This window comes from Enterobacter oligotrophicus (assembly GCF_009176645.1).
Classification (GTDB): Bacteria; Pseudomonadota; Gammaproteobacteria; order Enterobacterales; family Enterobacteriaceae; genus Enterobacter; species Enterobacter oligotrophicus.
Genome location: NZ_AP019007.1, coordinates 2,282,445 through 2,305,541 on the forward strand (window position 1 = coordinate 2,282,445; position 23,097 = coordinate 2,305,541).

The window sequence follows — 23,097 nt, forward strand, 5'->3', positions numbered from 1 at the left end:
TCAGCCGAAATAACTCAGAAGCGTATTGATCACCGTACGCTGATTAACTGGCGCGAGGTTGTAGAACAGAGGCAGACGGAGCAAACGCTCACTCTCTTTGGTGGTGTAGCGGTCTTCACCAGCAAACATGCCGAACGCTTCTCCAGCCGGGCTGGAATGTAGCGGGATATAGTGGAAGACAGCCAAAATCTCAGCTTCTTTCAGCCAGGCAATCAGCTTGCTGCGATCGTCGTTATCGCGCAGCTTGATGTAGAACATATGGGCATTGTGAACACAATCTGCCGGAATGGTCGGCAGTTCAATGCGCCCGGCTTTCGCCAGCGGCTCCAGCGCGTCGTAGTAGGTTTGCCACAGGGAGAGGCGTTGCAGATTGATGCGCTCTGCCGCTTCCAGCTGCGCCCAGAGATATGCGGCCTGCAAGTCCGCCATCAGGTAGCTTGAGCCGATATCGCGCCAGGTGTACTTATCGACCTGCCCACGGAAGAACTGGCTGCGGTTAGTCCCTTTTTCACGGATCACTTCGGCACGCTCCACCAGCGCGCGATCGTTAATCAGCGTCGCGCCCCCCTCACCGCCCGCAGTGTAGTTTTTGGTTTCGTGGAAGCTAAAGCAGCCAATATGACCAATGGACCCCAGCGCGCGCCCTTTGTAGGTGGACATCACACCCTGCGCGGCGTCTTCCACCACGAACAGGTTGTGCTTTTTGGCGATCGCCATGATGGTGTCCATTTCACAGGCCACACCCGCGTAATGAACCGGAACAATAACGCGGGTTTTTTCGGTGATTGCCGCTTCAATCAACGTTTCGTCGATGTTCATGGTATCCGGGCGGATATCCACAAAGACGATTTTCGCCCCTCGCAGGACAAACGCGTTCGCCGTCGAAACGAAGGTATAGCTCGGCATGATCACTTCATCGCCAGGCTGGATGTCCAGCAGCAGCGCGGCCATCTCCAGGGATGCCGTACAGGACGGCGTCAGCAGCACTTTGGCGCTGTGAAAACGCTGTTCCATCCACTGCTGGCAACGACGGGTAAAACCGCCATCGCCGCAGAGTTTACCGCTGCCCATAGCAGACTGCATATAATCGAGTTCAGTTCCCACCACGGGAGGCGCATTAAATGGAATCATCTTGTCACCTGTATAACCAGTAAGCCGTGGCGTCGATGTTGGCACCACTCGCAATATAACGTTTAAGCGCGGCAGTGTTGCCCATCTGGGTCGCCACCCGCAGCGTCGATACCTTTTGCTGCTGAGCCCAGTGTAACGCAGCCTGCATGAGCGTCTCGCCCATGCCGCGCCCGGCGAGTAAGCCGATGCGCGCCTCGCGCTCATTCAGCTTACGCAGCGAAACAAAGCCCTGAATCTGACCATCCGCTGCGCGAAAAATCAGACAAACGTGGTCAAATGTGCCCTTTACCGCATTCTCTACCCACTGAGCATAGAAACGCCCGCTGTCGTCAGGCGCATACCAGGGCGCGCGAAAGCGGCTCCGGGCAAACGCCTGCGCCGCCATCTGGCGCAGCACGGGGATATCCTGCTCCGTTGCAATTTCCGCGCCGGGTGCATCATGCCGGGTAAGCGTAATGGAAAGGTCAACCTCACCTTCGACCAGCCGGAAGCCATGCTGTTGAAGCACATCCAGCAGATCGGCACGGTGCGCCGGAATTTTGGCCTGCACACGCGGCCAGGCAGCGAAATCCGCCTCAGAGAGTACAGGTGCATCCTCACTCACACGCACAATCGCTGAGGGAAGCGCAAAGAAAGTGCTTTCCCACTGAAGGGACTCAAGCACGCCATTGAGTGAACTCAACGCCATACGCCTTTGGTATCCACGACATACTGCTGTTTTACAGTATCGGCCGGTATAGCTTTGAACTCGTTGTGGTCCACCAGCAGCACCAGCACATCCGCCGTTGTCAGCGCATCATCCAGCGCGGTCAGCGTGCAGTGTCCCGCCAGTTTCGCGGGCAGCTCATGGATGTTTGGCTCAACCACCAGCGTTTCGCCCTTGTGCCATTCCGCAATCATCTCAGCAATTTCCATCGCCGGGCTTTCGCGCAGATCGTCAATGTTCGGTTTGAATGCCAGGCCAAAGCAGGCAATTTTCAACTCACTGGCGCGTTTTCCGGTGTCAGCCAGGCAATCCGCTACCGTGGCTTTGACCTGATTAAGCACCCAATGCGGCTTGCTGTCGTTCACTTCGCGCGCGGTGCGGATCAGGCGAGCCTGATTTGGATTTTGCGCCACAATAAACCACGGGTCGACGGCGATACAGTGGCCGCCCACACCCGGACCTGGCTGGAGAATGTTCACACGCGGGTGACGATTCGCGAGACGAATCAACTCCCAGACGTTAATCCCCTGATCGGCACAAATCAGCGACAGTTCATTCGCGAAAGCAATGTTGACGTCGCGGAAGCTGTTTTCCGTCAGCTTGCACATTTCAGCGGTGCGGGAGTTGGTGACCACGCATTCGCCTTCCAGGAAAATCTTATACAGCTCGCTGGCGCGCGCGGAGCAGACAGGTGTCATACCGCCAATCACGCGGTCGTTTTTAATCAGTTCGACCATCACCTGGCCCGGCAGCACACGCTCAGGGCAGTAGGCGATATTAATATCAGCCTGTTCACCCGCCTGCTGCGGGAAGCTGAGATCAGGACGCGCTTCGGCCAGCCACTGGGCCATCTGTTCAGTCGCGCCGACAGGCGAAGTGGATTCAAGGATGACCAGCGCCCCTTTCTTCAGCACCGGCGCAATGGATTTTGCTGCCGCCTCAACATACGCCATATCGGGTTCATGGTCGCCTTTGAATGGCGTCGGGACGGCAATCAGGTAAGCGTCAGCCTCTACCGGCGTGGTGCTGGCTCGCAGGTATCCACCGTCCACAGCCGCTTTAACCACGCGGTCGAGATCCGGCTCCACAATATGAATTTCGCCACGGTTGATGGTTTCCACCGCCCGCGCGTTGATGTCTATGCCTACAACCTGCTTTTGACGAGAGGCGAAGGCCGCCGCAGTAGGCAGCCCGATATAGCCAAGACCCACGACAGAGATGGTAGTAAAACTCATAGCGATACCCGATTGTGTTTAAGTGCGTGCAAAATACGACCACAAGCCTGCCCATCACCATAAGGGTTATGGGCCCGGCTCATTGCCTGATACTCTTCTTCATCGTGCAGCAAGCGCGTAACTTCCTCGACAATAAGACGCGTATCGGTGCCGACCAGACGCACCGTACCGGCTTTCACCGCCTCCGGGCGTTCCGTCGTTTCACGCATCACCAGCACCGGCTTGCCGAGGGACGGCGCTTCTTCCTGAATACCGCCGGAATCGGTCAGGATCAACCACGCGTGGTTCATCAGCCAGACAAACGGCATGTAATCCTGCGGCTCAATCAGCAAGACGTTTTCAACATGCCCCAGAATACGATTCACCGGCTCACTGACGTTAGGGTTGAGATGCACCGGATAGACAATCTGCACATCTTCATTCTGCGCGGCAATTTCCGCCAGCGCATGGCAAATCTGCTCGAAGCCACGACCAAAACTCTCGCGGCGGTGGCCTGTCACCAGAATCGTCTTTTTGCCGTTATGCAAAAACGGGTAACGCGCAGCAAGTTCGGCCTTTAGCTCGTCGTTTGCCAGTACCCGATCGCGGACCCAAATCAGCGCATCGATCACCGTATTTCCGGTCACAAAAATTTTGTTATCCGCGATATTTTCACGCAGCAGGTTCTGGCGGGAGTTTTCTGTTGGCGCAAAATGATACATCGCCAGATGCCCGGTGAGCGTGCGGTTGGCCTCTTCCGGCCACGGGGAATAGAGATTGCCGGTGCGCAACCCCGCTTCCACATGTCCAACAGGAATACGCTGATAGAACGCAGCCAGGCTGGTCGCCACGGTGGTAGTGGTATCGCCATGCACCAGCACCACATCAGGCTTAAATGACTCCAGAATGGGCTTCAGCTCTTGCAGAATACGGCAGGTGATCTCCGTCAACCCTTGTCCCGGCTTCATAATATTGAGGTCGTAATCCGGAACAATAGAAAAGAGAGTCAAAACCTGATCGAGCATCTCCCGGTGCTGGGCGGTCACACATACTTTCGCTTCAATATCAGGATCTCTGGCCAGCGCATGAACCAGAGGTGCCATCTTGATGGCCTCCGGCCTGGTGCCAAATACGGTAAGTACTTTCACATCGATTCTCTTCGATTAGGCGATGAAGGCCGCAGCCTTCATCGTAGACGGCGTTCTTAATTTGTGCGACGACGCATTAACGCCACGCCAGCGCCAGTCAGTGCACCCACAATCCCCCACATAATCATCAGGAATGCGCGACGCGGACTATCGCGTTTTACAGGTTCTTCAGGTGTTCTCAAATAACGATAGGTCTGAAAACGCGGGTCTAACGTTGGACCCACGTTCAGCGTATTGAGCATGGCGCGGTTTTGGTCGTAATCGAGGTCAAAATCAGGGCCAACGGCCTGCAGATTTTCCAGACGCGCCTGCAGCATTGGACGGCCCAGGAGGAACATTTCGGAGTCAGGCAGTTGATCGGCTGGAACGTCTGTTTCGCTGCGGGAAATATTGCGCTGCTCTGCGATCTTCAACGCCTGCTCAATATTATGGACGCGACGAGAGAAAATGGCCTTCGCCACCTCTTCCTGACGTTTCACCTGCGCCTTCATCTGAATAGTACGGGCAGCCCAGGCTCCTTTCAGTTCATCGTTGAGATGGCTCGCCGCACGCTGGCTGGCAAACGCAACGTACTGACGCAGCAGGTTATTGGCATCCGGCGCAGTTTCCGCGATCAGCTTCACGCTGTCGTTGATATTACGCAGCACGTCACCCGGCATAAACTGGATATTGTTAATCATGTCATCCAGCAGCGCGGCGTCAACTTTGCTATTACCGACCATACGCTGCTTGTAATAATCCGTCTGCGACCAGAAATCACGACGCGTATCCCAGGAAGCAAGCTGCATCACAAATTCTTTATAGGCCTCATCCATCACGGAAGCCTGATCTGGCGTGGCAAGGTTCGCCTTGATATCCAGATTACGCAGGAACTGCTGCTGGGAATAAAATCCTCCCAGCATGTTAACCGTTGGTCTGTCTGTAATCGCCGTGGCGCTCCACTCTTGTTTTGCAAAGAACGTGTAGGCAAGTGCAAGCAGTGCGAACCCTAATGCGAGCCCGGCAATCCAGAGCTTGCCCTTCCATAACACGCGAAACAAACCACGAATATCCAGTTCATTCTCAGTTACCACTGATTTCGCTCCCGCCAACGGTTGAGTCATCATAGTCCCGGTTTTACTTAGTTAATGTTGTGTTTTTGCCACTGTTCCGACGCATCCTGCGTTTTACACGTTTGATGAACCGCGCAACTTTCCATGCGCGCTTAATGCAGTAACCGTACAGGAAAAATGCTAGCAAGAATAATACCAACATTACCCATTCAGGAATGAAATGAGCATATTCTGCTGCAACACCAATCCCGGCAAGGATCGCCGCAGCCAGAGTGATCAGAACAAACGCCTGGCGGGAAGTAAAACCGGCGCGCATGATCAGGTGATGAATGTGCTGGCGATCGGGGGAGAACGGGCTCATACCTTTACGCAGACGGCGATACATAATCGCCACCATGTCCATCAATGGAATGGCAATGATCCACAGTGCGGTCACGGGGCTAATTGGATGCGTTTTACCCTGGGTGGTTTCCAGCAAAATCCAGATAACGGTGAAGCCAATCAGGGTACTGCCCGCATCGCCCATAAACACTTTATAGCGACGCCCGAGAACACCCAGGTTGAGACAGATATAAGGCAGGATGGCAGCAATCATGGCAAAGCACCACATTGACAGGCTGTATTGACCATCAAACCATAAAATGATGCCGATAGCGGCAAACGAAACAGAGGACAACCCGCCGAGCAGACCGTCGATACCATCAACCATGTTGAACGCGTTAATTGCCGCCCAGACGGCAAACAGCGTCAGGAAGAAACCAAAGGGCCCCAGTACCAGCTCCCACGGGCCAAAGACATAACCCAGGCTTCTCAGGTACAGGCCACCAACCACCATCATGATGACGCCGATCGCCGCCTGCACAGTGGCGCGGAACTTCACACTGATATCAAATCGATCATCAAGCGCCCCGACTAACACCAGTACGCCCGCACATGCCAGATAGAGCGCGGCATGCGGAATATAGTAATCCGCGATTCCGAATGTGAAACAGATGCCTGCGTAAACCGAGATCCCCCCCACCAGCGGGATAAGTCCCTGATGACGTTTACGGAAATTCGGTTTGTCCACTAACCCAATTCTTTTTGCTACCTTGCGCGCAATAAATAAAAAACAGGTTGTGAATAAAAAAATACTGATCAGCTCAGTTACTGCAGTGAGTAGATTCACAATGGATTGCTCTCAACAAATGTTAGTCCCGGAAGTATAACCATGAAGCCTCTGCCTCAGAAGGATTAAAGACAGCCTCTTACCACTCCCTTTGTATGTTTTTCAATCAATTATTTCTTTGACTGTGCAAACCGTCCTATTGTCGCACCGACAGTTCAAAAATGGGAGTCTGTGGTAATAGCGTATAGTCCATAAATGAAAAACGCCACGTAAAAACGTGGCGTTTACTGGGATTATTTGCGTTACGAGCGTTTCATCATGTCGAAGAAATCGTCGTTTGTTTTGGTCATCGCCAGCTTATTGATGAGGAATTCCATTGCGTCGATTTCGCCCATTGGGTGAATGATTTTGCGCAAAATCCACATTTTCTGCAGCTCTTCCTGAGTGGTGAGCAGCTCTTCCTTACGCGTACCGGAACGGTTGTAGTCGATAGCCGGGAAGACGCGTTTTTCAGCAATTTTACGAGAGAGGTGCAGTTCCATGTTGCCTGTACCTTTAAACTCTTCGTAGATAACCTCATCCATCTTCGAACCGGTGTCGATAAGCGCCGTTGCGATGATGGTCAGGCTACCGCCCTCTTCCACGTTACGTGCCGCACCGAAGAAACGCTTCGGACGGTGCAGGGCGTTGGCATCCACACCACCGGTCAATACTTTACCGGAAGCCGGGACAACGGTGTTGTAAGCGCGCGCCAGACGGGTGATGGAGTCGAGCAGGATGATCACGTCTTTTTTGTGCTCAACCAGGCGTTTCGCCTTCTCAATAACCATTTCCGCAACCTGAACGTGACGGGAGGCTGGTTCGTCAAAGGTGGAAGCCACAACTTCACCTTTCACCAGACGCTGCATCTCGGTCACTTCTTCCGGACGTTCGTCAATCAGCAGCACCATCAGCACACAGTCTGGGTGGTTGTAGGCGATGCTCTGCGCGATATTCTGCAGCAGCATGGTTTTACCCGCTTTTGGCGGTGCCACAATCAGGCCACGCTGACCGCGACCGATTGGCGAGGCCAGATCCAGAACGCGAGCGGTTAAGTCTTCGGTTGAACCGTTACCACGCTCCATGCGCAGGCGAGAGTTCGCGTGCAGCGGCGTTAAGTTCTCAAACAGGATCTTATTGCGCGAGTTTTCGGGTTTATCGTAGTTAACTTCGTTAACTTTCAACAGCGCAAAGTAGCGTTCACCCTCTTTAGGAGGACGAATCTTACCTGAAATGGTGTCACCAGTGCGGAGGTTGAAACGGCGGATTTGGCTAGGGGATACGTAGATGTCGTCAGGGCCGGCGAGGTAGGAGCTGTCTGCAGAGCGGAGGAAACCAAATCCGTCTTGCAATATCTCCAGCACACCGTCGCCAAAGATATCTTCGCCACTCTTAGCGTGCTGCTTCAGGATGGCGAAAATGATGTCCTGCTTGCGCATACGGGCCTGGTTTTCCAGTCCCATATTTTCGCCGAGAGTGATCAGCTCAGAAACCGGCGTATTCTTTAATTCGGTAAGATTCATAATGGTGTGGGTTCTTAAACTCGGGGTGATTCTCGAACTTAATGTTGTGAATGGTATGGCAGGGTCATCCATGCCTGTTTAGCGGCCATCAACTCATGTCTGTTCGCTGTCTGGTTACAGGGAAAAAACGCAGAACTGAAACGACAAGACGGATTGAGTGACAAGCCCGGAATCTAGCAACTTCACGCATTGTTTATGTCAGCAACGGGAAGTATCGGGTAAAACAGATTCAAACAACAAGATATGTTTAAAACGAAGTCATAGCTAACTTAGCACGACTAAAGCCGGGCGTCCAGAGATCCACACAATTTAGGCGCTCTGGACGCGCAGCTGAGAAACCTTACGCCAGGTTAGCGTCGAGGAACTCTTTCAGTTGACCTTTGGACAGTGCGCCCACTTTGGTCGCCGCCACTTCGCCGTTTTTGAACAGCAGCAGGGTCGGGATGCCACGGATGCCGTATTTTGGCGCGGTGCCAGGGTTCTGGTCGATATTCAGCTTGGCAACGGTCAGTTTGCCCTGATATTCGTCAGCGATCTCATCCAGAATCGGGGCGATCATTTTGCAAGGACCACACCATTCAGCCCAGAAATCGACGAGGGTCAGCCCGTCAGCCTTAAGTACGTCCGTGTCAAAACTGTCGTCAGTCAGGTGAATAATTTTATCGCTCATATATAACTCCACAGGAATAAGCCTGGTGCGTTGATTTTGCCTTCATCAACGACGTGTTGATGTCGCATTAACCAACTAAAGGTTGACTTTATTTCACCGGATACGCTTTCGTAAAGCAATAGTAAGCTGATATTCTACCACACTATGAGCAAAACACATTTAACAGAACAGAAGTTTTCCGACTTCGCCCTGCACCCAAAGGTGATCGAAGCCCTTGAAACTAAAGGGTTTCATAACTGCACGCCCATTCAGGCTCTCGCCCTGCCGCTGACGCTGGCTGGCCGCGATGTTGCAGGGCAGGCGCAAACCGGTACTGGCAAAACGATGGCGTTTTTAACGTCAACGTTTCATTATTTACTTTCTCACCCAGCGATTGCAGACCGCAAAGTTAACCAGCCGCGCGCGCTAATTATGGCCCCGACGCGAGAACTGGCGGTACAGATCCACGCAGACGCTGAACCTCTGGCGCAAGCAACCGGCCTGAAACTGGGCCTGGCTTACGGCGGCGACGGTTACGATAAGCAGCTTAAGGTGCTGGAAAGCGGCGTGGATATCCTGATTGGGACCACGGGCCGTCTTATCGACTACGCAAAACAGAATCACATCAACCTTGGCGCAATTCAGGTTGTGGTGTTGGATGAAGCTGACCGCATGTACGATCTGGGCTTCATTAAAGACATCCGCTGGCTGTTCCGCCGTATGCCTGCGGCAAATCAGCGCCTGAACATGCTGTTCTCCGCCACCCTTTCTTACCGCGTGCGCGAACTGGCGTTTGAACAGATGAACAACGCCGAGTATGTGGAAGTGGAACCAGAGCAGAAAACGGGCCACCGCATTAAAGAAGAGCTCTTCTATCCGTCTAATGAAGAGAAGATGCGCCTGCTGCAAACGCTGATTGAAGAAGAGTGGCCAGATCGCGCCATTATCTTTGCGAACACCAAACATCGCTGTGAAGATATCTGGGGCCATCTGGCGGCAGACGGTCACCGCGTTGGCCTGCTGACCGGCGACGTCGCGCAGAAAAAACGCCTGCGTATTCTCGACGAATTCACCCGTGGCGACCTGGATATTCTGGTTGCAACCGACGTAGCCGCTCGTGGCCTGCACATTCCTGCCGTCACGCACGTCTTTAACTATGACCTGCCGGATGACTGCGAAGATTACGTCCACCGCATTGGTCGTACCGGTCGCGCAGGTGCAAGCGGTCACTCGATTAGCCTTGCGTGTGAAGAGTATGCGCTGAATCTTCCGGCCATTGAGACCTACATCGGTCACTCTATTCCGCAAAGCAAATACAACCCGGAAGCGCTGTTAAGCGAACTGCCGCCGCCGAAGCGCCTTACCCGCGCCCGCTCTGGCAATGGCCCGCGCCGTTCCGGTGCACCGCGTAATCGTCGTCGTTCAGGTTAAGAAAATATGCTCAGCTCCACCTCGCTTTATGCGGCAATTGATCTCGGTTCGAATAGTTTTCATATGCTGGTTGTGCGCGAGGTGGCGGGAAGCATACAAACGCTGACGCGCATTAAGCGCAAGGTCCGCCTCGCGGCGGGCCTGAGCAGCGATAATCACCTCTCCCCCGAAGCCATGGAACGTGGCTGGCAGTGTCTGCGTCTCTTTGCGGAACGGCTGCAGGATATCCCACATACGCAAATCCGCGTTGTCGCCACGGCAACCCTTCGTCTGGCGGTGAACGCCGTGGATTTTATTGCCAAAGCGCAGGAAATACTCGGCTGTCCGGTGCAGGTCATCAGCGGCGAAGAAGAAGCGCGCCTGATTTATCAGGGTGTGGCGCATACTACCGGCGGTGACGATCGCCGTCTGGTGGTAGATATTGGCGGAGCCAGTACCGAGCTGGTCACCGGCACAGGTGCGCAGGCGACCTCACTGTTCAGCCTGTCGATGGGCTGTGTAACCTGGCTTGAGCGCTACTTTACCGATCGCAATCTCGCACAAGAGAACTTCGACGAGGCTGAAAATGCCGCGCGTGAGGTGCTGCGTCCGGTCATGGACGAACTACGCTATCACGGCTGGAAAGTGTGCGTGGGTGCCTCCGGTACGGTGCAGGCATTGCAGGAAATCATGATGGCGCAGGGGATGGACGAGCGGATCACGCTTGCCAAGCTCCAGCAGCTTAAACAGCGCGCCATTCAGTGCGGCCGTCTGGAAGAGCTGGAAATTGAAGGGCTAACGCTCGAACGTGCGCTGGTCTTCCCCAGCGGACTGGCCATTCTGATCGCTATTTTCACCGAGCTGAATATCCAGTGTATGACGCTGGCGGGCGGCGCGCTGCGTGAAGGTCTGGTCTATGGGATGTTACATCTGTCGGTGGATCAGGACATTCGTAGCCGCACGCTGCGTAACGTTCAGCGCCGTTTTATGGTTGATACCGATCAGGCACATCGCGTGGCGCAACTGGCCTCTTTGTTTGCCGATCAGGTGGCGAACTGCTGGGATCTTGAGCCGTTAAGCCGTGATTTACTGCTCAGTGCGTGTGCATTGCATGAAGTGGGCCTGAGTATCGATTTTAAACAGGCACCTGCTCACGCAGCGTATCTGGTGCGTAATCTCGATCTACCGGGCTACACCCCGGCGCAGAAAAAGCTGCTGGCAACGCTACTGCTGAACCAGACCAACGCGGTTGACCTCTCTTCACTCCACCAGCAGAACGCCGTACCGCCACGCGTGGCCGAGCATCTGTGCCGCTTGCTGCGTCTGGCAATTTTGTTTGCCAGCCGCCGTCGTGACGATCTGCTTCCGGCCATTACGCTGGTGGCAGACGATGAGAAACTGACGCTGACGCTGCCGGAAAATTGGCTTGAAGATCATCCCCTTGGCGCGGAAATGATTGAACAGGAGTGCCAGTGGCAGAGCTATGTACACTGGGTGCTTGAGGTGAAGTAGTACGCTGTACATTGCCGGGTGGCGCTGCGCTTACCCGGCTTACAAATCATTATCCTTTCTCTTTGGCTTTTGCCAGCATGGCGCGAATATTCGCCACGTTCGCCTGGCCCTTGTGCATACGCTCTTCGGCCGTAATCACTTTGCGCTCCTGCTCCCAGATGAGATCGTCCTGGGGCAGTTCCAGCAGGAAACGGCTCGGCTCCGGGCGAACCAGTTCACCATACTGCCTGCGTTCTTTACACAGCGTAAAGACCAGCTCTTTCTGGGCGCGGGTGATCCCCACATAGGCCAGACGACGCTCTTCGTCGACGTTATCTTCATCAATGCTGCTCTGGTGCGGTAACAAACCTTCTTCCATGCCGACCAGATAGACATACGGAAACTCCAGCCCTTTTGACGCATGCAGGGTCATCAACTGTACCTGATCGGCCTCTTCCTCGCTCTCACCGCGCTCCATCATGTCGCGCAGCGTAAAGCGGGTAACCACCTGGGTCAGGGTCATCGGCTCGTCAATCTCCGATCCTTCCAGCATTTCAGTCATCCAGCTAAAGAGCTGGTTGACGTTTTTCATCCGCATCTCGGCTGCTTTCGGGCTGGCGGAGGTTTCATAGAGCCAGGATTCATAATCGATGCCGTGAATAAGGTCGCGCACGGCAGCAACAGGCTCGCGTTCCGCCAGGCGCTGCACTTCGCCCAGCCAGTGGGTAAAGCGGGTTAAATTATCATACCCACGTCCTGTCAGCGTCTGGCTCAGCCCCATATCAAAGCTGGCGGTGAACAGGCTTTTGTTACGCGTCATCGCCCACTCGCCCAGCTTTTGCAGCGTCGCCGGGCCAATCTCACGTTTCGGCGTGTTCACAATACGCAGAAACGCGCTGTCGTCATCCGGGTTAGTCAGCACGCGCAGATAAGCCAGCAGATCTTTAATTTCAGGGCGCGAGAAGAACGAGGTGCCGCCTGAAATTTTGTAAGGGATGCGGTTCTGCATCAGCATTTTTTCAAAAACGCGCGACTGGTGATTGCCGCGGTAAAGGATCGCATAATCCTTATATTCGGTTTTATTGACGAAGTGGTGGGCAATCAGTTCGCCCGTCACGCGCTCCGCCTCATGCTCTTCATTGTTGGCGCTCAGCACTTTCAGTTCGGTGCCGTAACCCAGTTCGGAAAAGAGACGTTTTTCGAACACGTGCGGGTTATTGGCAATCAGGATATTCGCCGCCTTCAGGATGCGCCCAGAGGAGCGGTAGTTTTGCTCCAGTTTAATCACCTGCAGCGCCGGGAAATCTTTGCTCAGCAACACCAGGTTTTGTGGACGCGCACCTCGCCAGGAGTAAATTGACTGGTCATCATCACCCACAACGGTAAAGCGGGCGCGCTGTCCTACCAGCAGCTTCACCAGTTCATACTGGCTGGTGTTGGTGTCCTGGTATTCATCCACCAGCAGGTAGCGGATTTTGTTCTGCCAGCGTTCGCGCACCTCCTCGTTACGCTGAAGCAACAGCGTCGGCAGCAGGATCAGATCGTCGAAATCCAGCACATTGCACGCTTTCATATGTGCGTCGTACAGACCATAGCAGTGGGCGAAAATCCGATCCCGTTCACCTTTGGCACTCGCCGCCGCCTGAGCTGGCGTCATCAGATCGTTTTTCCAGTTGGAGATCGTCGAGATCAGCTGTTGCAGCAGAACTTTGTCATCCTCAATCAGCCCTTCCGTCAGCTCTTTAAGCAGTGCCACCTGGTCGGTGTCATCGAAAAGCGAGAAGTTGGATTTCATCCCCAGCGCCGCGTATTCACGCTTGATGATATCCAGCCCCAGCGTGTGAAACGTGGAGATCATCAGCCCGCGCGCCTCTTTGCGCCCCAGCGTCTGGCCGACACGCTCTTTCATCTCGCGCGCCGCTTTGTTAGTAAAGGTCACGGCCGCAATGTGGCGCGCCTGATACCCGCAGCCACGGATTAAATGGGCGATTTTATTGGTGATCACGCGGGTTTTACCGGAGCCAGCCCCCGCCAGCACCAGGCAAGGTCCGGTGACAAATTCGACGGCTTGTTGTTGTCCGGGGTTTAAACGCATAAATGATCACTCAATGAAAGTCAGGAGGGAGAAATAACAGCGTGGTAGTATAGCGAGCCTAATCCATACCACTCAAGGCACGATCATGGCTAAAACAGCAGCAGCACTGCATATCCTTGTTAAAGAAGAGAAACTGGCACAGGATCTTCTGGAACAGATTAAAAATGGTGCCGACTTCGGCAAGCTGGCGAAGAAGCACTCCATTTGCCCGTCTGGCAAACGCGGCGGTGATTTAGGCGAGTTCCGTCAGGGCCAGATGGTTCCGGCGTTTGATAAAGTCGTGTTTTCCTGCCCGGTGCTGGAACCGACTGGCCCGCTGCACACACAGTTCGGTTACCACATTATCAAAGTGTTATACCGCAAGTAATAAAAAAGCCCGGTGAGTCAATGCACCGGGCTTTTTTGTCAGATGGCGCTGGCGGGTTAAATACCGTCGCCATACTCAAACGTATGGTGAATTCCGTTGAAGTGCTGATCCATATCCATTGAGGGTTTATCGCTGTCTGGCTTACCGACAATGCGCGCCGGTACGCCCGCTGCAGTTGTGTGCGGCGGCACAGGCTGTAGCACAACCGAGCCCGCACCAATTTTCGCCCCGCGTCCGACTTCGATATTACCGAGGATTTTGGCACCCGCGCCAATCATCACCCCTTCACGAATTTTCGGATGGCGATCGCCGCTGGTTTTACCCGTACCGCCCAGCGTGACCGATTGCAGAATAGAGACGTCATCTTCAATCACTGCCGTTTCACCGACGACAATGCCAGTGGCGTGGTCGAGCATGATCCCGCGGCCAATTTTTGCCGCCGGGTGAATGTCGACCTGGAAAGTGACAGAAACCTGGTTTTGCAGGAAGATAGCCAGCGCGCGGCGGCCTTCGTTCCATAGCCAGTGGCCGATGCGGTAAGCCTGAAGCGCGTGGAAGCCCTTCAGATACAGTAGCGGCGTAGAATATTTATCGACTGCCGGGTCACGCGTGCGCACAGCCTGAATATCGCAGGCGGCCGAGGCGATCATCTCCGGATCAGCGGCATAAGCCTCTTCCACCACTTCGCGAATGGCGATAGCAGGCATGATTGAGGAAGCCAGTTTGTTGGCGAGCATGTAGCTCAGGGCGCTGCCGAGATCTTCGTGCTTGAGTAGCGTCGCGTGGTAGAAACTGGCCAGCATAGGCTCACAGTCTGCCAAAGCTCGCGCTTCGGCTTTAATATTGTTCCAGACGATATCCAGTTCTTCACACGGCATTGCTTACTCCAGACGATAGTTAATGACCAGCCAGTTCTGCGCTGGCTGGGTCATTCAGGTGACGATAGTTCCCGGCTAGTTGCTGCTGCGCTCGTCCTTGCGCGCACGACCTAATAAGGTCAATGCTGCCTCGCGCGCATTTTTTCCGCAATACAATACCTGATAAATTTCCTCGGTTATTGGCATTTCGACACCGAAGCGGTGTGCCAGTTCGCGGACTTCTTTGGTATTGCGGTAGCCTTCAACCACCTGACCAATCTTCTCCTGCGCGCCTTTCACATCGCTGCCCTGACCGAGCATCATGCCAAAGCGACGGTTACGGGACTGGTTGTCGGTACAGGTCAGCACCAGATCGCCTAAACCCGCCATTCCCATAAAGGTAGCCGGATCGGCTCCCAGCGCTTCGCCGAGACGAGACATTTCAGTGAGACCACGGGTGATCAGCGCGGTACGTGCATTTGCGCCAAAACCAATGCCGTCAGACATCCCGGCACCAATGGCAATCACATTCTTCACCGCACCGCCCAGCTGTACACCGATGAAATCAGGGTTGCTGTAAACGCGGAAACTCTTGCCACAGTGCAGCAGATGCTGGAGATCGTCAGAGAATGCCTGATCGGTTGAGGCAAGCGAGATCGCCGTCGGCAGGCCAGCAGCCAGCTCTTTGGCGAACGTTGGTCCGGAAATCACCGCCAGCGGGATATCATCACCCAGCGCTTCGCGGGCAACGTCCTGCAGCAGGCGTCCGGTTTCCGCTTCCAGCCCTTTTGTCGCCCATACAATGCGCGCATCCGGGCGCATCAGCGGCTTAATCTGACGCAGGACTTCGCCAAAGACATGGCTTGGCACCACAATCAGAATATTGCGGCTGGCCGCCAGCGCGGTTGCCAGATCGCTTTCCAGATGCAGGGAATCAGGGAACGGAACGTCCGGGAGAAACGCCACGTTGCAGCGGTCATGTTGCAACGTCGCGATATGTTTTGGATCGTGGCCCCAGAGGACCACCTCGTGACCATTTCTTGCCAGCGTGATGGCAAGAGCGGTGCCGTAAGAGCCGGCACCGATCACAGTCATTGACGCATTAACAGTGCTCATCAGGCATCCTGTTCGGCACCTTCGCCAGCCTGCTGCTGCAGATAGTTCATGAACAGCGCATCGAAGTTAACTGGCGCAAGGTTCAGTTGCGGGAATGTACCGCGAGAAACCAGGCTGGTGATGCATTCACGCGCATACGGGAACAGGATGTTCGGGCAGTATGCACCCAGGCAATGCGCCATCTGGTTGCCTTCAATGCCGCCGATGGAGAAGATGCCACCCTGCTGCACTTCGCACAGGAATGCAGTTTCTTCGCCCAGAGAAGCGGTCACCGTTACACGCAGTACGACTTCATACACGTCATCCGCCAGTTGGGTGGATGCGGTATCCAGATCAAGTTTAACCTCTGGCTGCCAATCTTTCTGGAAAACGTGTGGTGCATTTGGCGCTTCGAAAGAGACATCCTTGGTGTAGATGCGCTGGATCTGGAAAGTCATTTCGGTGTTGTTTTGTTCTGACATGGAAAAACCCTTTTTAATTGTCCTAAAGTCTCTTAGCTCAGCAGGGGATCGAGTCCACCACGGGCGTCGAGCGCATACAAGTCATCACAGCCGCCAATGTGCTGCGCATCAATAAAAATCTGCGGAACCGTCGTGCGACCACTACGTTGGATCATCTCTTCGCGTTTGATCGCGTCACCATCGATCGGCAGTTCCTGGAACGTTACGCCTTTGCTGTTCAGCAGCGCTTTTGCGCGGTGGCAGAACGGGCAAGTTGCTTTGGTGTAGATCTCAATATTGGCCATCACTGAACTCCTTATTTTCCGCGAACTAAAGGAAGATTTTCCCCGCTCCAGCCGGAAATGCCTTCTTTCAGTATCGTTACGTTTTCAAAGCCTGCTTTATGCAGAGCGTTGGCAGATTCCTGCGCCTGCATGCCGGTACCATCAACAACAATAATCGGCTGGGCTTTATGCTTATCCAGCTCACCAATATTGTTGGCTTTGATTTCAGCAGGCAGCAGGTTGATCGCACCCGCGATATGACCTTTACGGAAATCGTCGCGCTGACGCAAATCGACGACGACGGCGTCTTCTTTGTTGATCAGACGTGTCGCTTCACCACGGGTGATCACCTTAATTTTAGACGTCAGGCCTTTAAACGTGGTGAAAAGCACAGCGGCCAGCAGGCCAATCCACGCGATGCTCAGAACCGGGTGGCGGCTAACAAATTGCATAATTTCTTGCATGGGGGGTAACAACTCCCGACTAAGTGATTAAAAAAACCAAGACAGGAGTATACCTGTGCGCTGTGGCAAATACAGCCAGCGACAATAAGCTAATCCATTTTCTGCGGCATGCCACGAAAAAAAAAGCCTCAAAATCTCCTGAGAACCGCCTTGCCCCTACGCATTCTTTGATCTTCTGCGGCTATTTGATCGATTCAGCTGTAGTAAAATTACGCAAATTTTTTGTCTCTTGAGCATGAGGTTGTCGCAATGTCGGTTTCTAAAAAACCTATGGTACTGGTGATTCTGGATGGCTATGGCTATCGCGAAGACAGCCAGGATAACGCCATTTTCAACGCCAAAACTCCGGTTATGGATGCGCTGTGGGCAAAACGTCCGCACACCCTGATTGATGCGTCTGGTCTGGAAGTCGGCCTGCCGGATCGTCAGATGGGCAACTCTGAAGTCGGTCACGTGAACCTGGGCGCAGGTCGTATCGTCTATCAGGATCTGACGCGTCTGGACGTTGAAATCAAAGAACGCACCTTCTTCTCCAACCCAACGCTTGCAGGTGCGGTGGATAAAGCCGTTGCCGCAGGCAAAGCCGTACACATCATGGGTCTGCTCTCTGCGGGCGGCGTTCACAGCCACGAAGATCACATCATGGCGATGGTTGAACTGGCAGCAGAACGCGGCGCGGATAAAATCTATCTGCACGCGTTCCTGGATGGCCGCGATACGCCACCGCGCAGCGCAGAAGGTTCTCTGAAAGCCTTCGAAGACAAATTCGCCGCACTGGGTAAAGGCCGCGTGGCGTCCATCATTGGTCGTTACTACGCGATGGACCGCGATAACCGCTGGGATCGCGTTGAACAGGCCTATGACCTGCTGACGCTGGCAAAAGGTGAATTCCAGTTCGCGACCGCCGTTGACGCGCTGGAAGCGGCTTACGCACGTGATGAAAACGACGAATTCGTGAAAGCAACTGTAATCCGCGCTGAAGGCCAGGCGGATGCCGCTATGGAAGATGGCGATGCGCTGATCTTCATGAACTTCCGTGCCGACCGCGCGCGTGAAATCACCCGTGCGTTCGTCAACAGCGACTTCGACGGTTTCGCCCGTAAGAAAGCGGTGAAACTCGACTTCATCCAGTTGACCGAATACGCCGCAGACATCAACGCGCCTTGCGCTTATCCGCCAGCGTCACTGGAAAATACCTTCGGTGAGTGGATGGCGAAGAACGACAAAACGCAGCTGCGTATCTCCGAAACCGAGAAATACGCGCACGTCACCTTCTTCTTTAACGGCGGTGTCGAAGAGCCGTTCAAAGGTGAAGAGCGCATTCTGATTAATTCTCCGAAAGTGGCTACCTACGATCTGCAGCCAGAAATGAGCTCTGCCGAGCTGACCGAAAAACTGGTTGCGGCGATCGAAAGTGGCAAATACGACACCATCATCTGTAACTACCCGAATGGCGACATGGTAGGTCATACCGGCGTGATGGAAGCCGCGGTTAAAGCGGTTGAAGCGCTGGATAACTGCGTTGAGCAGGTCGCGAAAGCGGTTGAATCCGTTGGCGGCCAGTTGCTGATCACCGCCGACCACGGTAACGCAGAACAGATGCGTGACCCGGCGACAGGTCAGGCACATACTGCCCACACCAATCTGCCTGTTCCACTGATTTATGTGGGTGATAAATCAGTGAAAGCAGTGGAAGGCGGCAAACTTTCCGACATCGCGCCAACCATGTTGACGCTGATGGGTATGCCGATCCCTGAAGAGATGACTGGTAAGCCGCTGTTCATCGTGGAATAATCGCTCCCCATGAGGGGAAAGGCGATTTTTTCAATCACATGGGTCGTGAAGCCGCTTAGGTTATCAGTCAGACCTCTGTTTTACGCCAGCGCACTCAGCGCTGGCGTATTGCTGTGCGCCGCGTCCGCCCACGCGGATGACCGCGACCAGCTTAAATCCATTCAGGCCGATATCGCCGCCAAAGAGCGCGCGGTTCGCCAGCAGCAACAGCAGCGCTCCGCACTGCTCGCTCAGCTTAAGCAGCAGGAAGAGGCGATCTCTGCCGCCGCGCGCAAACTCCGTGAAACACAAAATACCCTCGCCCAGTTGAATAAACAGATCGACGAGATGAACGCGTCGATTGCCAAACTGGAGCGCCAGCGGGATGCGCAGGAACGCAATCTTGCTGCACAGCTTGATGCCGCTTTTCGCCAGGGTGAACACACCGGGCTTCAGTTGATCCTCAGCGGTGAAGAGAGCCAGCGCGGTCAGCGTCTGCAGGCCTACTTCGGCTATCTGAACCAGGCGCGTCAGGAGACGATCGCGCAGCTGAAGCAAACGCGCGAAGAGGTCACTACGCAAAAAGCGGAGCTTGAAGAGAAGCAGAGCCAGCAGCAGACATTGCTCTACGAGCAGCAGGCGCAGCAGGCGAAGCTCGAGCAGGCACGTAACGAGCGTAAGAAAACCCTTTCTGGCCTTGAATCTTCCATTCAGGAAGGTCAGAGCCAGTTGAGCGAAATGCGCGCCAACGAATCGAAACTGCGCAACAGTATTGCCCGTGCGGAAGCGGCGGCGAAAGCCCGCGCTGAAAGAGAAGCGCGTGAAGCGCAGGCCGTGCGCAATAAGCAGCAGGAAGCCTCCCGCAAAGGCACCACCTACAAGCCAACCGAGAGCGAACGTTCCCTGATGTCGCGTACTGGCGGTTTAGGCTCTCCGCGTGGTCAGGCTTACTGGCCCGTTCGCGGTTCAATTCTGCATCGCTATGGCGAACAACTGCAGGGTGAACTACGTTGGAAAGGGATAGTTATCGGTGCGTCTGAAGGTAGCGAAGTGAAAGCCATTGCCGATGGCCGCGTGATCCTGGCCGACTGGCTGCAGGGTTATGGGCTTGTGGTGGTGGTCGAACACGGTAAAGGCGATATGAGCCTCTACGGTTATAACCAGAGCGCGCTGGTCAGCGTCGGCACTCAGGTGCGCGCGGGCCAACCCATCGCCCTTGTGGGCAGCAGTGGCGGTCAGGGCCGCCCGTCACTCTATTTCGAAATTCGTCGCCAGGGTCAGGCGGTCAATCCACAGCCGTGGTTGGGAAGATAAGTTTTGCTTCAATTTCGTCGAATCGTTCTCTCCGTCGCCAGCGCACTGGCGCTGGCTGCACCGGTATACGCAGGCAAACTCGCCATTGTGATTGATGACTTCGGTTATCGTCCACACTACGAAAACCAGGTGCTGGCCATGCCGTCAGCCATTTCCGTCGCCGTCCTTCCTAATGCACCCCATGCGCGTGAAATGGCGACAAAAGCACACAATAGCGGTCATCAGGTTTTAATCCACCTGCCGATGGCACCGCTCAGCAAGCAACCGCTGGAAAAAGACACCCTGCGCCCGGATATGAGCAGCGATGAGATCGACCGTATCATCCGCGACGCTTACAACAAGGTGCCGTATGCCGTGGGGCTGAATAATCACATGGGCAGCGCGATGACCTCCAGCCTGTACGGTATGCTGAAAGTGATGCAGGCGCTGGAGCGTTATAATCTCTATTTCCTCGACAGCATGACCATCGGTAACAGCCAGGCCATGCGTGCCGCTCAGGGAACAGGCGTGAAGGTCATCAAGCGCAAGGTGTTCCTGGACGACACCCAGAACGACGCGGATATCCGCGTACAGTTCAATCGCGCCGTGCAGTTGGCCCGCCGAAATGGATCAGCCATTGCTATTGGTCACCCGCATCCTTCAACAGTGCGCGTCCTGCAACAGATGTTGCCGACCTTACCTTCCGATATCACGCTGGTCCGCCCGAGCGATCTGCTTAATGAACCGCAGGTGGATACGTCCACGCCGAACCAGGGGCAACCAGCCTCTCCTGCACCGCGCAACCCGTTCCGTGGTGTGAAGAGCTGCAAGCCGAAGCAGCCGCTTGAGCCGGTCAACGCGGCCCGTTTCTTCTCGGTGATTGGTGAGAGCGTCAGTGAAAGCACGCTGGTGAAATATGTTCAGCAGCAGTGGCAGGGCTGGGGTAAGAAAGCCTGATCGGCTGACGTTTACTCCGCCACATGAGAGTCCGAATGCTCTTTAGCAACGGACTCTTTTTTCTCCTGATGTTGATACCAGGCTTTGAAATATTTTAAGAAGCTGTATGCAGTGGCGTACAGCCCTGTCACAACACCCACTTTCCCCTGACGCCAGGCACCGCTAAACAGATACCATTTGAAAAACGCCCCGATCGCGCTTATCACACCACGTCCGATAGAGGGGCGTACAGGTTGATATTTCACCAGCCGGGTGGTGTAGCTGTTCAGCTTGTTGAAGACTTCATGGAGAGTGTAAAACGTGTCGTGACGCACCCGCCCCGGCATTTTGACGGTGCTGAGTTTGCCTTCAACTTTGTCATCTACCGGTCGGTGGTTAAACCGGGCCTGGGTACGGTTGAACAGCCGTACAGGGAAATCCGGTGAAGAGACGGGATAAATCGTGCGAACCTCTTCCCCCAACACGTGCCAGTAGCGCGCGATACGCCATGCGTGGTCCGCGGCAGGCTCCTCACCGGCTTTTAGCGCCAGGATGAAATCGACGGTTTCTGCATCCAGGATCTCATCGCTGTCCATGCAGAGCACCCAGTCATTTGCCGCCAGATCGATGGCATAGTTCATCTGCGCGCCGTGCATCGCATAAGGGTGATGGTGAAGAGAAAGCCCATACTCGCGGCAGATATCAAGCGTGGCATCCGTACTGCCGGAATCCACAACCACAATTTCATCGGCCACGGTCAGTAGCGGAGGGAGCACCTCACGCAGCAAACGAGCGGAATTACAGGTCAATAAACAAACGGTGAGCTTGAACATAGGCACTGTAAACGTAAACGGATGTTCAACAAACTTTATAAGCGTGTGGGTAAAAAAGCGAAGAGAAAATCGAAATAATCTGATTGCGGATAAAAAAACGTGAAGAGGACATAAAAAAAGCGCCCGAAGGCGCTTCCTTACTTAATCCCAGCTCAGGATAACTTTTCCGGACTGCCCGGAACGCATCGCGTCGAAGCCCTGCTGGAACTCATCAATAGAGAAATGATGAGTAATGATCGGAGACAGATCCAGACCAGACTGGATCAGCGCGGCCATTTTGTACCAGGTTTCGAACATCTCACGGCCATAGATGCCTTTGATGAAGAGACCTTTAAAGATGACTTTGTTCCAGTCGATGGACATATCCGACGGTGGAATACCCAGCATCGCGATACGGCCACCGTGATTCATGGTATCGAGCATGGTGCGGAAAGCCGGTGGTGCGCCAGACATCTCCAGACCGACGTCAAAGCCTTCGGTCATGCCCAGCTCTTCCATCACGTCGGTTAAGCTCTCTTTGGAGACATCCACCGCGCGGGTGACGCCCATTTTGCGCGCCAGAGACAGGCGGTATTCGTTCACGTCGGTGATCACGACGTTGCGCGCGCCCACGTGTTTCGCGACTGCCGCCGCCATAATACCGATTGGGCCTGCGCCAGAGACCAGCACGTCTTCACCCACCAGATCGAAGGAGAGCGCGGTGTGCACCGCGTTGCCGAACGGGTCGAAGATGGAGGCCAGATCGTCAGAGATATTGTCCGGGATTTTGAACGCGTTGAACGCCGGGATCACCAGATATTCCGCGAAGCAGCCCGGACGGTTTACGCCCACACCGACGGTATTGCGGCACAGGTGAGTACGTCCACCACGACAGTTACGGCAGTGGCCGCAGGTAATGTGGCCTTCACCGGAGACGCGGTCACCAATTTTAAAGCCTTTCACTTCCTGGCCGATCCCGACCACTTCGCCGACATATTCGTGGCCCACAACCATCGGCACAGGGATGGTTTTCTGCGACCACTGGTCCCAGTTGTAGATGTGAACGTCAGTACCACAGATGGCTGTTTTACGAATTTTGATCAGCAGATCGTTATGACCGACTTCCGGCTCCGGCACGTCGGTCATCCAAATCCCTTCTTCCGCTTTCAGTTTGGATAACGCTTTCATC

22 protein-coding genes are annotated in these 23,097 nt (G+C 54.6%); 6 read left to right on the forward strand and 16 right to left on the reverse strand.

The window, feature by feature from the left end; translation table 11 throughout:
• The 8 genes from rffA to trxA all read right to left on the reverse strand — a co-directional run bounded on the left by rffA (position 1) and on the right by trxA (position 8,591).
• Positions 1-1,131 carry a dTDP-4-amino-4,6-dideoxygalactose transaminase gene (gene rffA, locus EoCCA6_RS11000; RefSeq protein WP_152082684.1) on the reverse strand — a complete coding sequence of 377 codons (1,131 nt, stop codon included), beginning with the start codon at positions 1,129-1,131 and terminating at the stop codon, positions 1-3.
• A 4-nt stretch (positions 1,132-1,135) separates the two neighbouring features.
• Positions 1,136-1,813, reverse strand: a complete 678-nt coding sequence (gene rffC, locus EoCCA6_RS11005) for a dTDP-4-amino-4,6-dideoxy-D-galactose acyltransferase (protein WP_152082685.1) — start codon at positions 1,811-1,813, stop codon at positions 1,136-1,138.
• The gene (wecC, locus tag EoCCA6_RS11010) at positions 1,810-3,072 is read right to left on the reverse strand and encodes a UDP-N-acetyl-D-mannosamine dehydrogenase (protein ID WP_152082686.1); all 1,263 of its coding nucleotides are present in this window, start codon (positions 3,070-3,072) and stop codon (positions 1,810-1,812) included. The genes rffC and wecC overlap by 4 nt, the downstream gene beginning before the upstream one ends.
• The gene (wecB, locus tag EoCCA6_RS11015) at positions 3,069-4,199 is read right to left on the reverse strand and encodes a non-hydrolyzing UDP-N-acetylglucosamine 2-epimerase (protein WP_152082687.1); all 1,131 of its coding nucleotides are present in this window, start codon (positions 4,197-4,199) and stop codon (positions 3,069-3,071) included. The genes wecC and wecB overlap by 4 nt, the downstream gene beginning before the upstream one ends.
• Before the next feature lie 56 nt (positions 4,200-4,255).
• Positions 4,256-5,302 carry an ECA polysaccharide chain length modulation protein gene (gene wzzE / locus EoCCA6_RS11020; protein ID WP_152082688.1) on the reverse strand — a complete coding sequence of 349 codons (1,047 nt, stop codon included), beginning with the start codon at positions 5,300-5,302 and terminating at the stop codon, positions 4,256-4,258.
• 13 nt (positions 5,303-5,315) lie between these two features.
• The gene (gene wecA / locus EoCCA6_RS11025; RefSeq protein WP_101738482.1) at positions 5,316-6,419 is read right to left on the reverse strand and encodes a UDP-N-acetylglucosamine--undecaprenyl-phosphate N-acetylglucosaminephosphotransferase; all 1,104 of its coding nucleotides are present in this window, start codon (positions 6,417-6,419) and stop codon (positions 5,316-5,318) included.
• A 242-nt stretch (positions 6,420-6,661) separates the two neighbouring features.
• Positions 6,662-7,921, reverse strand: a complete 1,260-nt coding sequence (gene rho, locus EoCCA6_RS11030; protein WP_001054528.1) for a transcription termination factor Rho — start codon at positions 7,919-7,921, stop codon at positions 6,662-6,664.
• Positions 7,922-8,261: 340 nt separating this feature from the next.
• The gene (trxA, locus tag EoCCA6_RS11035) at positions 8,262-8,591 is read right to left on the reverse strand and encodes a thioredoxin TrxA (protein ID WP_004386384.1); all 330 of its coding nucleotides are present in this window, start codon (positions 8,589-8,591) and stop codon (positions 8,262-8,264) included.
• A gap of 144 nt (positions 8,592-8,735) precedes the next feature.
• On the opposite strand from trxA, the gene rhlB reads away from it, so the two are divergent.
• Both rhlB and gppA read left to right on the forward strand, forming a co-directional pair.
• Positions 8,736-10,001: an ATP-dependent RNA helicase RhlB gene (gene rhlB / locus EoCCA6_RS11040; RefSeq protein WP_152082689.1), complete on the forward strand. Its 1,266-nt coding sequence runs from the start codon at positions 8,736-8,738 to the stop codon at positions 9,999-10,001.
• Between the two features lie 6 nt (positions 10,002-10,007).
• Entirely contained in the window at positions 10,008-11,492 is a 1,485-nt protein-coding gene (gene gppA / locus EoCCA6_RS11045; protein WP_152082690.1) for a guanosine-5'-triphosphate,3'-diphosphate diphosphatase, read from the forward strand.
• 49 nt (positions 11,493-11,541) lie between these two features.
• On the opposite strand, the gene rep is transcribed toward gppA, so the two are convergent.
• Positions 11,542-13,566, reverse strand: a complete 2,025-nt coding sequence (gene rep, locus EoCCA6_RS11050; RefSeq protein WP_152082691.1) for a DNA helicase Rep — start codon at positions 13,564-13,566, stop codon at positions 11,542-11,544.
• A gap of 85 nt (positions 13,567-13,651) precedes the next feature.
• Here rep and ppiC point away from each other — a divergent pair, with 85 nt between their 5' ends.
• A complete protein-coding gene (ppiC, locus tag EoCCA6_RS11055; RefSeq protein WP_131635711.1) occupies positions 13,652-13,933 on the forward strand; it encodes a peptidylprolyl isomerase PpiC in 282 nt (93 codons plus the stop codon).
• 56 nt (positions 13,934-13,989) lie between these two features.
• Here ppiC and cysE read toward each other — a convergent pair whose 3' ends face one another.
• The 5 genes from cysE to EoCCA6_RS11080 all read right to left on the reverse strand — a co-directional run bounded on the left by cysE (position 13,990) and on the right by EoCCA6_RS11080 (position 17,094).
• Positions 13,990-14,811: a serine O-acetyltransferase gene (gene cysE, locus EoCCA6_RS11060; RefSeq protein ID WP_010426365.1), complete on the reverse strand. Its 822-nt coding sequence runs from the start codon at positions 14,809-14,811 to the stop codon at positions 13,990-13,992.
• A 75-nt stretch (positions 14,812-14,886) separates the two neighbouring features.
• Positions 14,887-15,906, reverse strand: a complete 1,020-nt coding sequence (gene gpsA, locus EoCCA6_RS11065; protein WP_152082692.1) for an NAD(P)H-dependent glycerol-3-phosphate dehydrogenase — start codon at positions 15,904-15,906, stop codon at positions 14,887-14,889.
• A complete protein-coding gene (gene secB, locus EoCCA6_RS11070; protein WP_152082693.1) occupies positions 15,906-16,367 on the reverse strand; it encodes a protein-export chaperone SecB in 462 nt (153 codons plus the stop codon). The genes gpsA and secB overlap by 1 nt, the downstream gene beginning before the upstream one ends.
• A gap of 32 nt (positions 16,368-16,399) precedes the next feature.
• On the reverse strand, positions 16,400-16,651 hold the full coding sequence (grxC, locus tag EoCCA6_RS11075) for a glutaredoxin 3 (protein ID WP_010426371.1): 252 nt from the start codon (positions 16,649-16,651) through the stop codon (positions 16,400-16,402).
• Positions 16,652-16,662: 11 nt separating this feature from the next.
• On the reverse strand, positions 16,663-17,094 hold the full coding sequence (locus tag EoCCA6_RS11080; protein WP_152082694.1) for a rhodanese-like domain-containing protein: 432 nt from the start codon (positions 17,092-17,094) through the stop codon (positions 16,663-16,665).
• Positions 17,095-17,343: 249 nt separating this feature from the next.
• Here EoCCA6_RS11080 and gpmM point away from each other — a divergent pair, with 249 nt between their 5' ends.
• The 3 genes from gpmM to EoCCA6_RS11095 are packed head-to-tail and all read left to right on the forward strand — an operon-like array spanning position 17,344 to position 21,117.
• Positions 17,344-18,888 (forward strand): 2,3-bisphosphoglycerate-independent phosphoglycerate mutase, encoded by a 1,545-nt coding sequence (gene gpmM / locus EoCCA6_RS11085; RefSeq protein WP_152082695.1) that lies wholly within the window; start codon positions 17,344-17,346, stop codon positions 18,886-18,888.
• A 33-nt stretch (positions 18,889-18,921) separates the two neighbouring features.
• Positions 18,922-20,181: a murein hydrolase activator EnvC gene (gene envC / locus EoCCA6_RS11090; RefSeq protein ID WP_232623281.1), complete on the forward strand. Its 1,260-nt coding sequence runs from the start codon at positions 18,922-18,924 to the stop codon at positions 20,179-20,181.
• 3 nt (positions 20,182-20,184) lie between these two features.
• The gene (locus tag EoCCA6_RS11095; protein WP_152082697.1) at positions 20,185-21,117 is read left to right on the forward strand and encodes a divergent polysaccharide deacetylase family protein; all 933 of its coding nucleotides are present in this window, start codon (positions 20,185-20,187) and stop codon (positions 21,115-21,117) included.
• A gap of 11 nt (positions 21,118-21,128) precedes the next feature.
• Here the strand turns inward: EoCCA6_RS11095 and EoCCA6_RS11100 are convergent, their stop codons facing one another.
• The gene (locus EoCCA6_RS11100) at positions 21,129-21,929 is read right to left on the reverse strand and encodes a glycosyltransferase family 2 protein (protein ID WP_152082698.1); all 801 of its coding nucleotides are present in this window, start codon (positions 21,927-21,929) and stop codon (positions 21,129-21,131) included.
• 141 nt (positions 21,930-22,070) lie between these two features.
• Positions 22,071-23,096 carry an L-threonine 3-dehydrogenase gene (gene tdh, locus EoCCA6_RS11105; RefSeq protein WP_152082699.1) on the reverse strand — a complete coding sequence of 342 codons (1,026 nt, stop codon included), beginning with the start codon at positions 23,094-23,096 and terminating at the stop codon, positions 22,071-22,073.
• Position 23,097: the final 1 nt, after the last annotated feature.

Coding starts and splice junctions, on each gene's coding strand:
- rffA (WP_152082684.1), bottom strand. CDS start 1,131: ATGATTCCATTTAATGCGCCTCCCGTGGTGGGAACTGAACTCGATTAT.
- wecC (WP_152082686.1), bottom strand. CDS start 3,072: ATGAGTTTTACTACCATCTCTGTCGTGGGTCTTGGCTATATCGGGCTG.
- wzzE (WP_152082688.1), bottom strand. CDS start 5,302: ATGACTCAACCGTTGGCGGGAGCGAAATCAGTGGTAACTGAGAATGAA.
- rho (WP_001054528.1), bottom strand. CDS start 7,921: ATGAATCTTACCGAATTAAAGAATACGCCGGTTTCTGAGCTGATCACT.
- trxA (WP_004386384.1), bottom strand. CDS start 8,591: ATGAGCGATAAAATTATTCACCTGACTGACGACAGTTTTGACACGGAC.
- rhlB (WP_152082689.1), top strand. CDS start 8,736: ATGAGCAAAACACATTTAACAGAACAGAAGTTTTCCGACTTCGCCCTG.
- gppA (WP_152082690.1), top strand. CDS start 10,008: ATGCTCAGCTCCACCTCGCTTTATGCGGCAATTGATCTCGGTTCGAAT.
- rep (WP_152082691.1), bottom strand. CDS start 13,566: ATGCGTTTAAACCCCGGACAACAACAAGCCGTCGAATTTGTCACCGGA.
- ppiC (WP_131635711.1), top strand. CDS start 13,652: ATGGCTAAAACAGCAGCAGCACTGCATATCCTTGTTAAAGAAGAGAAA.
- cysE (WP_010426365.1), bottom strand. CDS start 14,811: ATGCCGTGTGAAGAACTGGATATCGTCTGGAACAATATTAAAGCCGAA.
- gpsA (WP_152082692.1), bottom strand. CDS start 15,906: ATGAGCACTGTTAATGCGTCAATGACTGTGATCGGTGCCGGCTCTTAC.
- secB (WP_152082693.1), bottom strand. CDS start 16,367: ATGTCAGAACAAAACAACACCGAAATGACTTTCCAGATCCAGCGCATC.
- grxC (WP_010426371.1), bottom strand. CDS start 16,651: ATGGCCAATATTGAGATCTACACCAAAGCAACTTGCCCGTTCTGCCAC.
- EoCCA6_RS11080 (WP_152082694.1), bottom strand. CDS start 17,094: ATGCAAGAAATTATGCAATTTGTTAGCCGCCACCCGGTTCTGAGCATC.
- gpmM (WP_152082695.1), top strand. CDS start 17,344: ATGTCGGTTTCTAAAAAACCTATGGTACTGGTGATTCTGGATGGCTAT.
- EoCCA6_RS11100 (WP_152082698.1), bottom strand. CDS start 21,929: ATGTTCAAGCTCACCGTTTGTTTATTGACCTGTAATTCCGCTCGTTTG.
- tdh (WP_152082699.1), bottom strand. CDS start 23,096: ATGAAAGCGTTATCCAAACTGAAAGCGGAAGAAGGGATTTGGATGACC.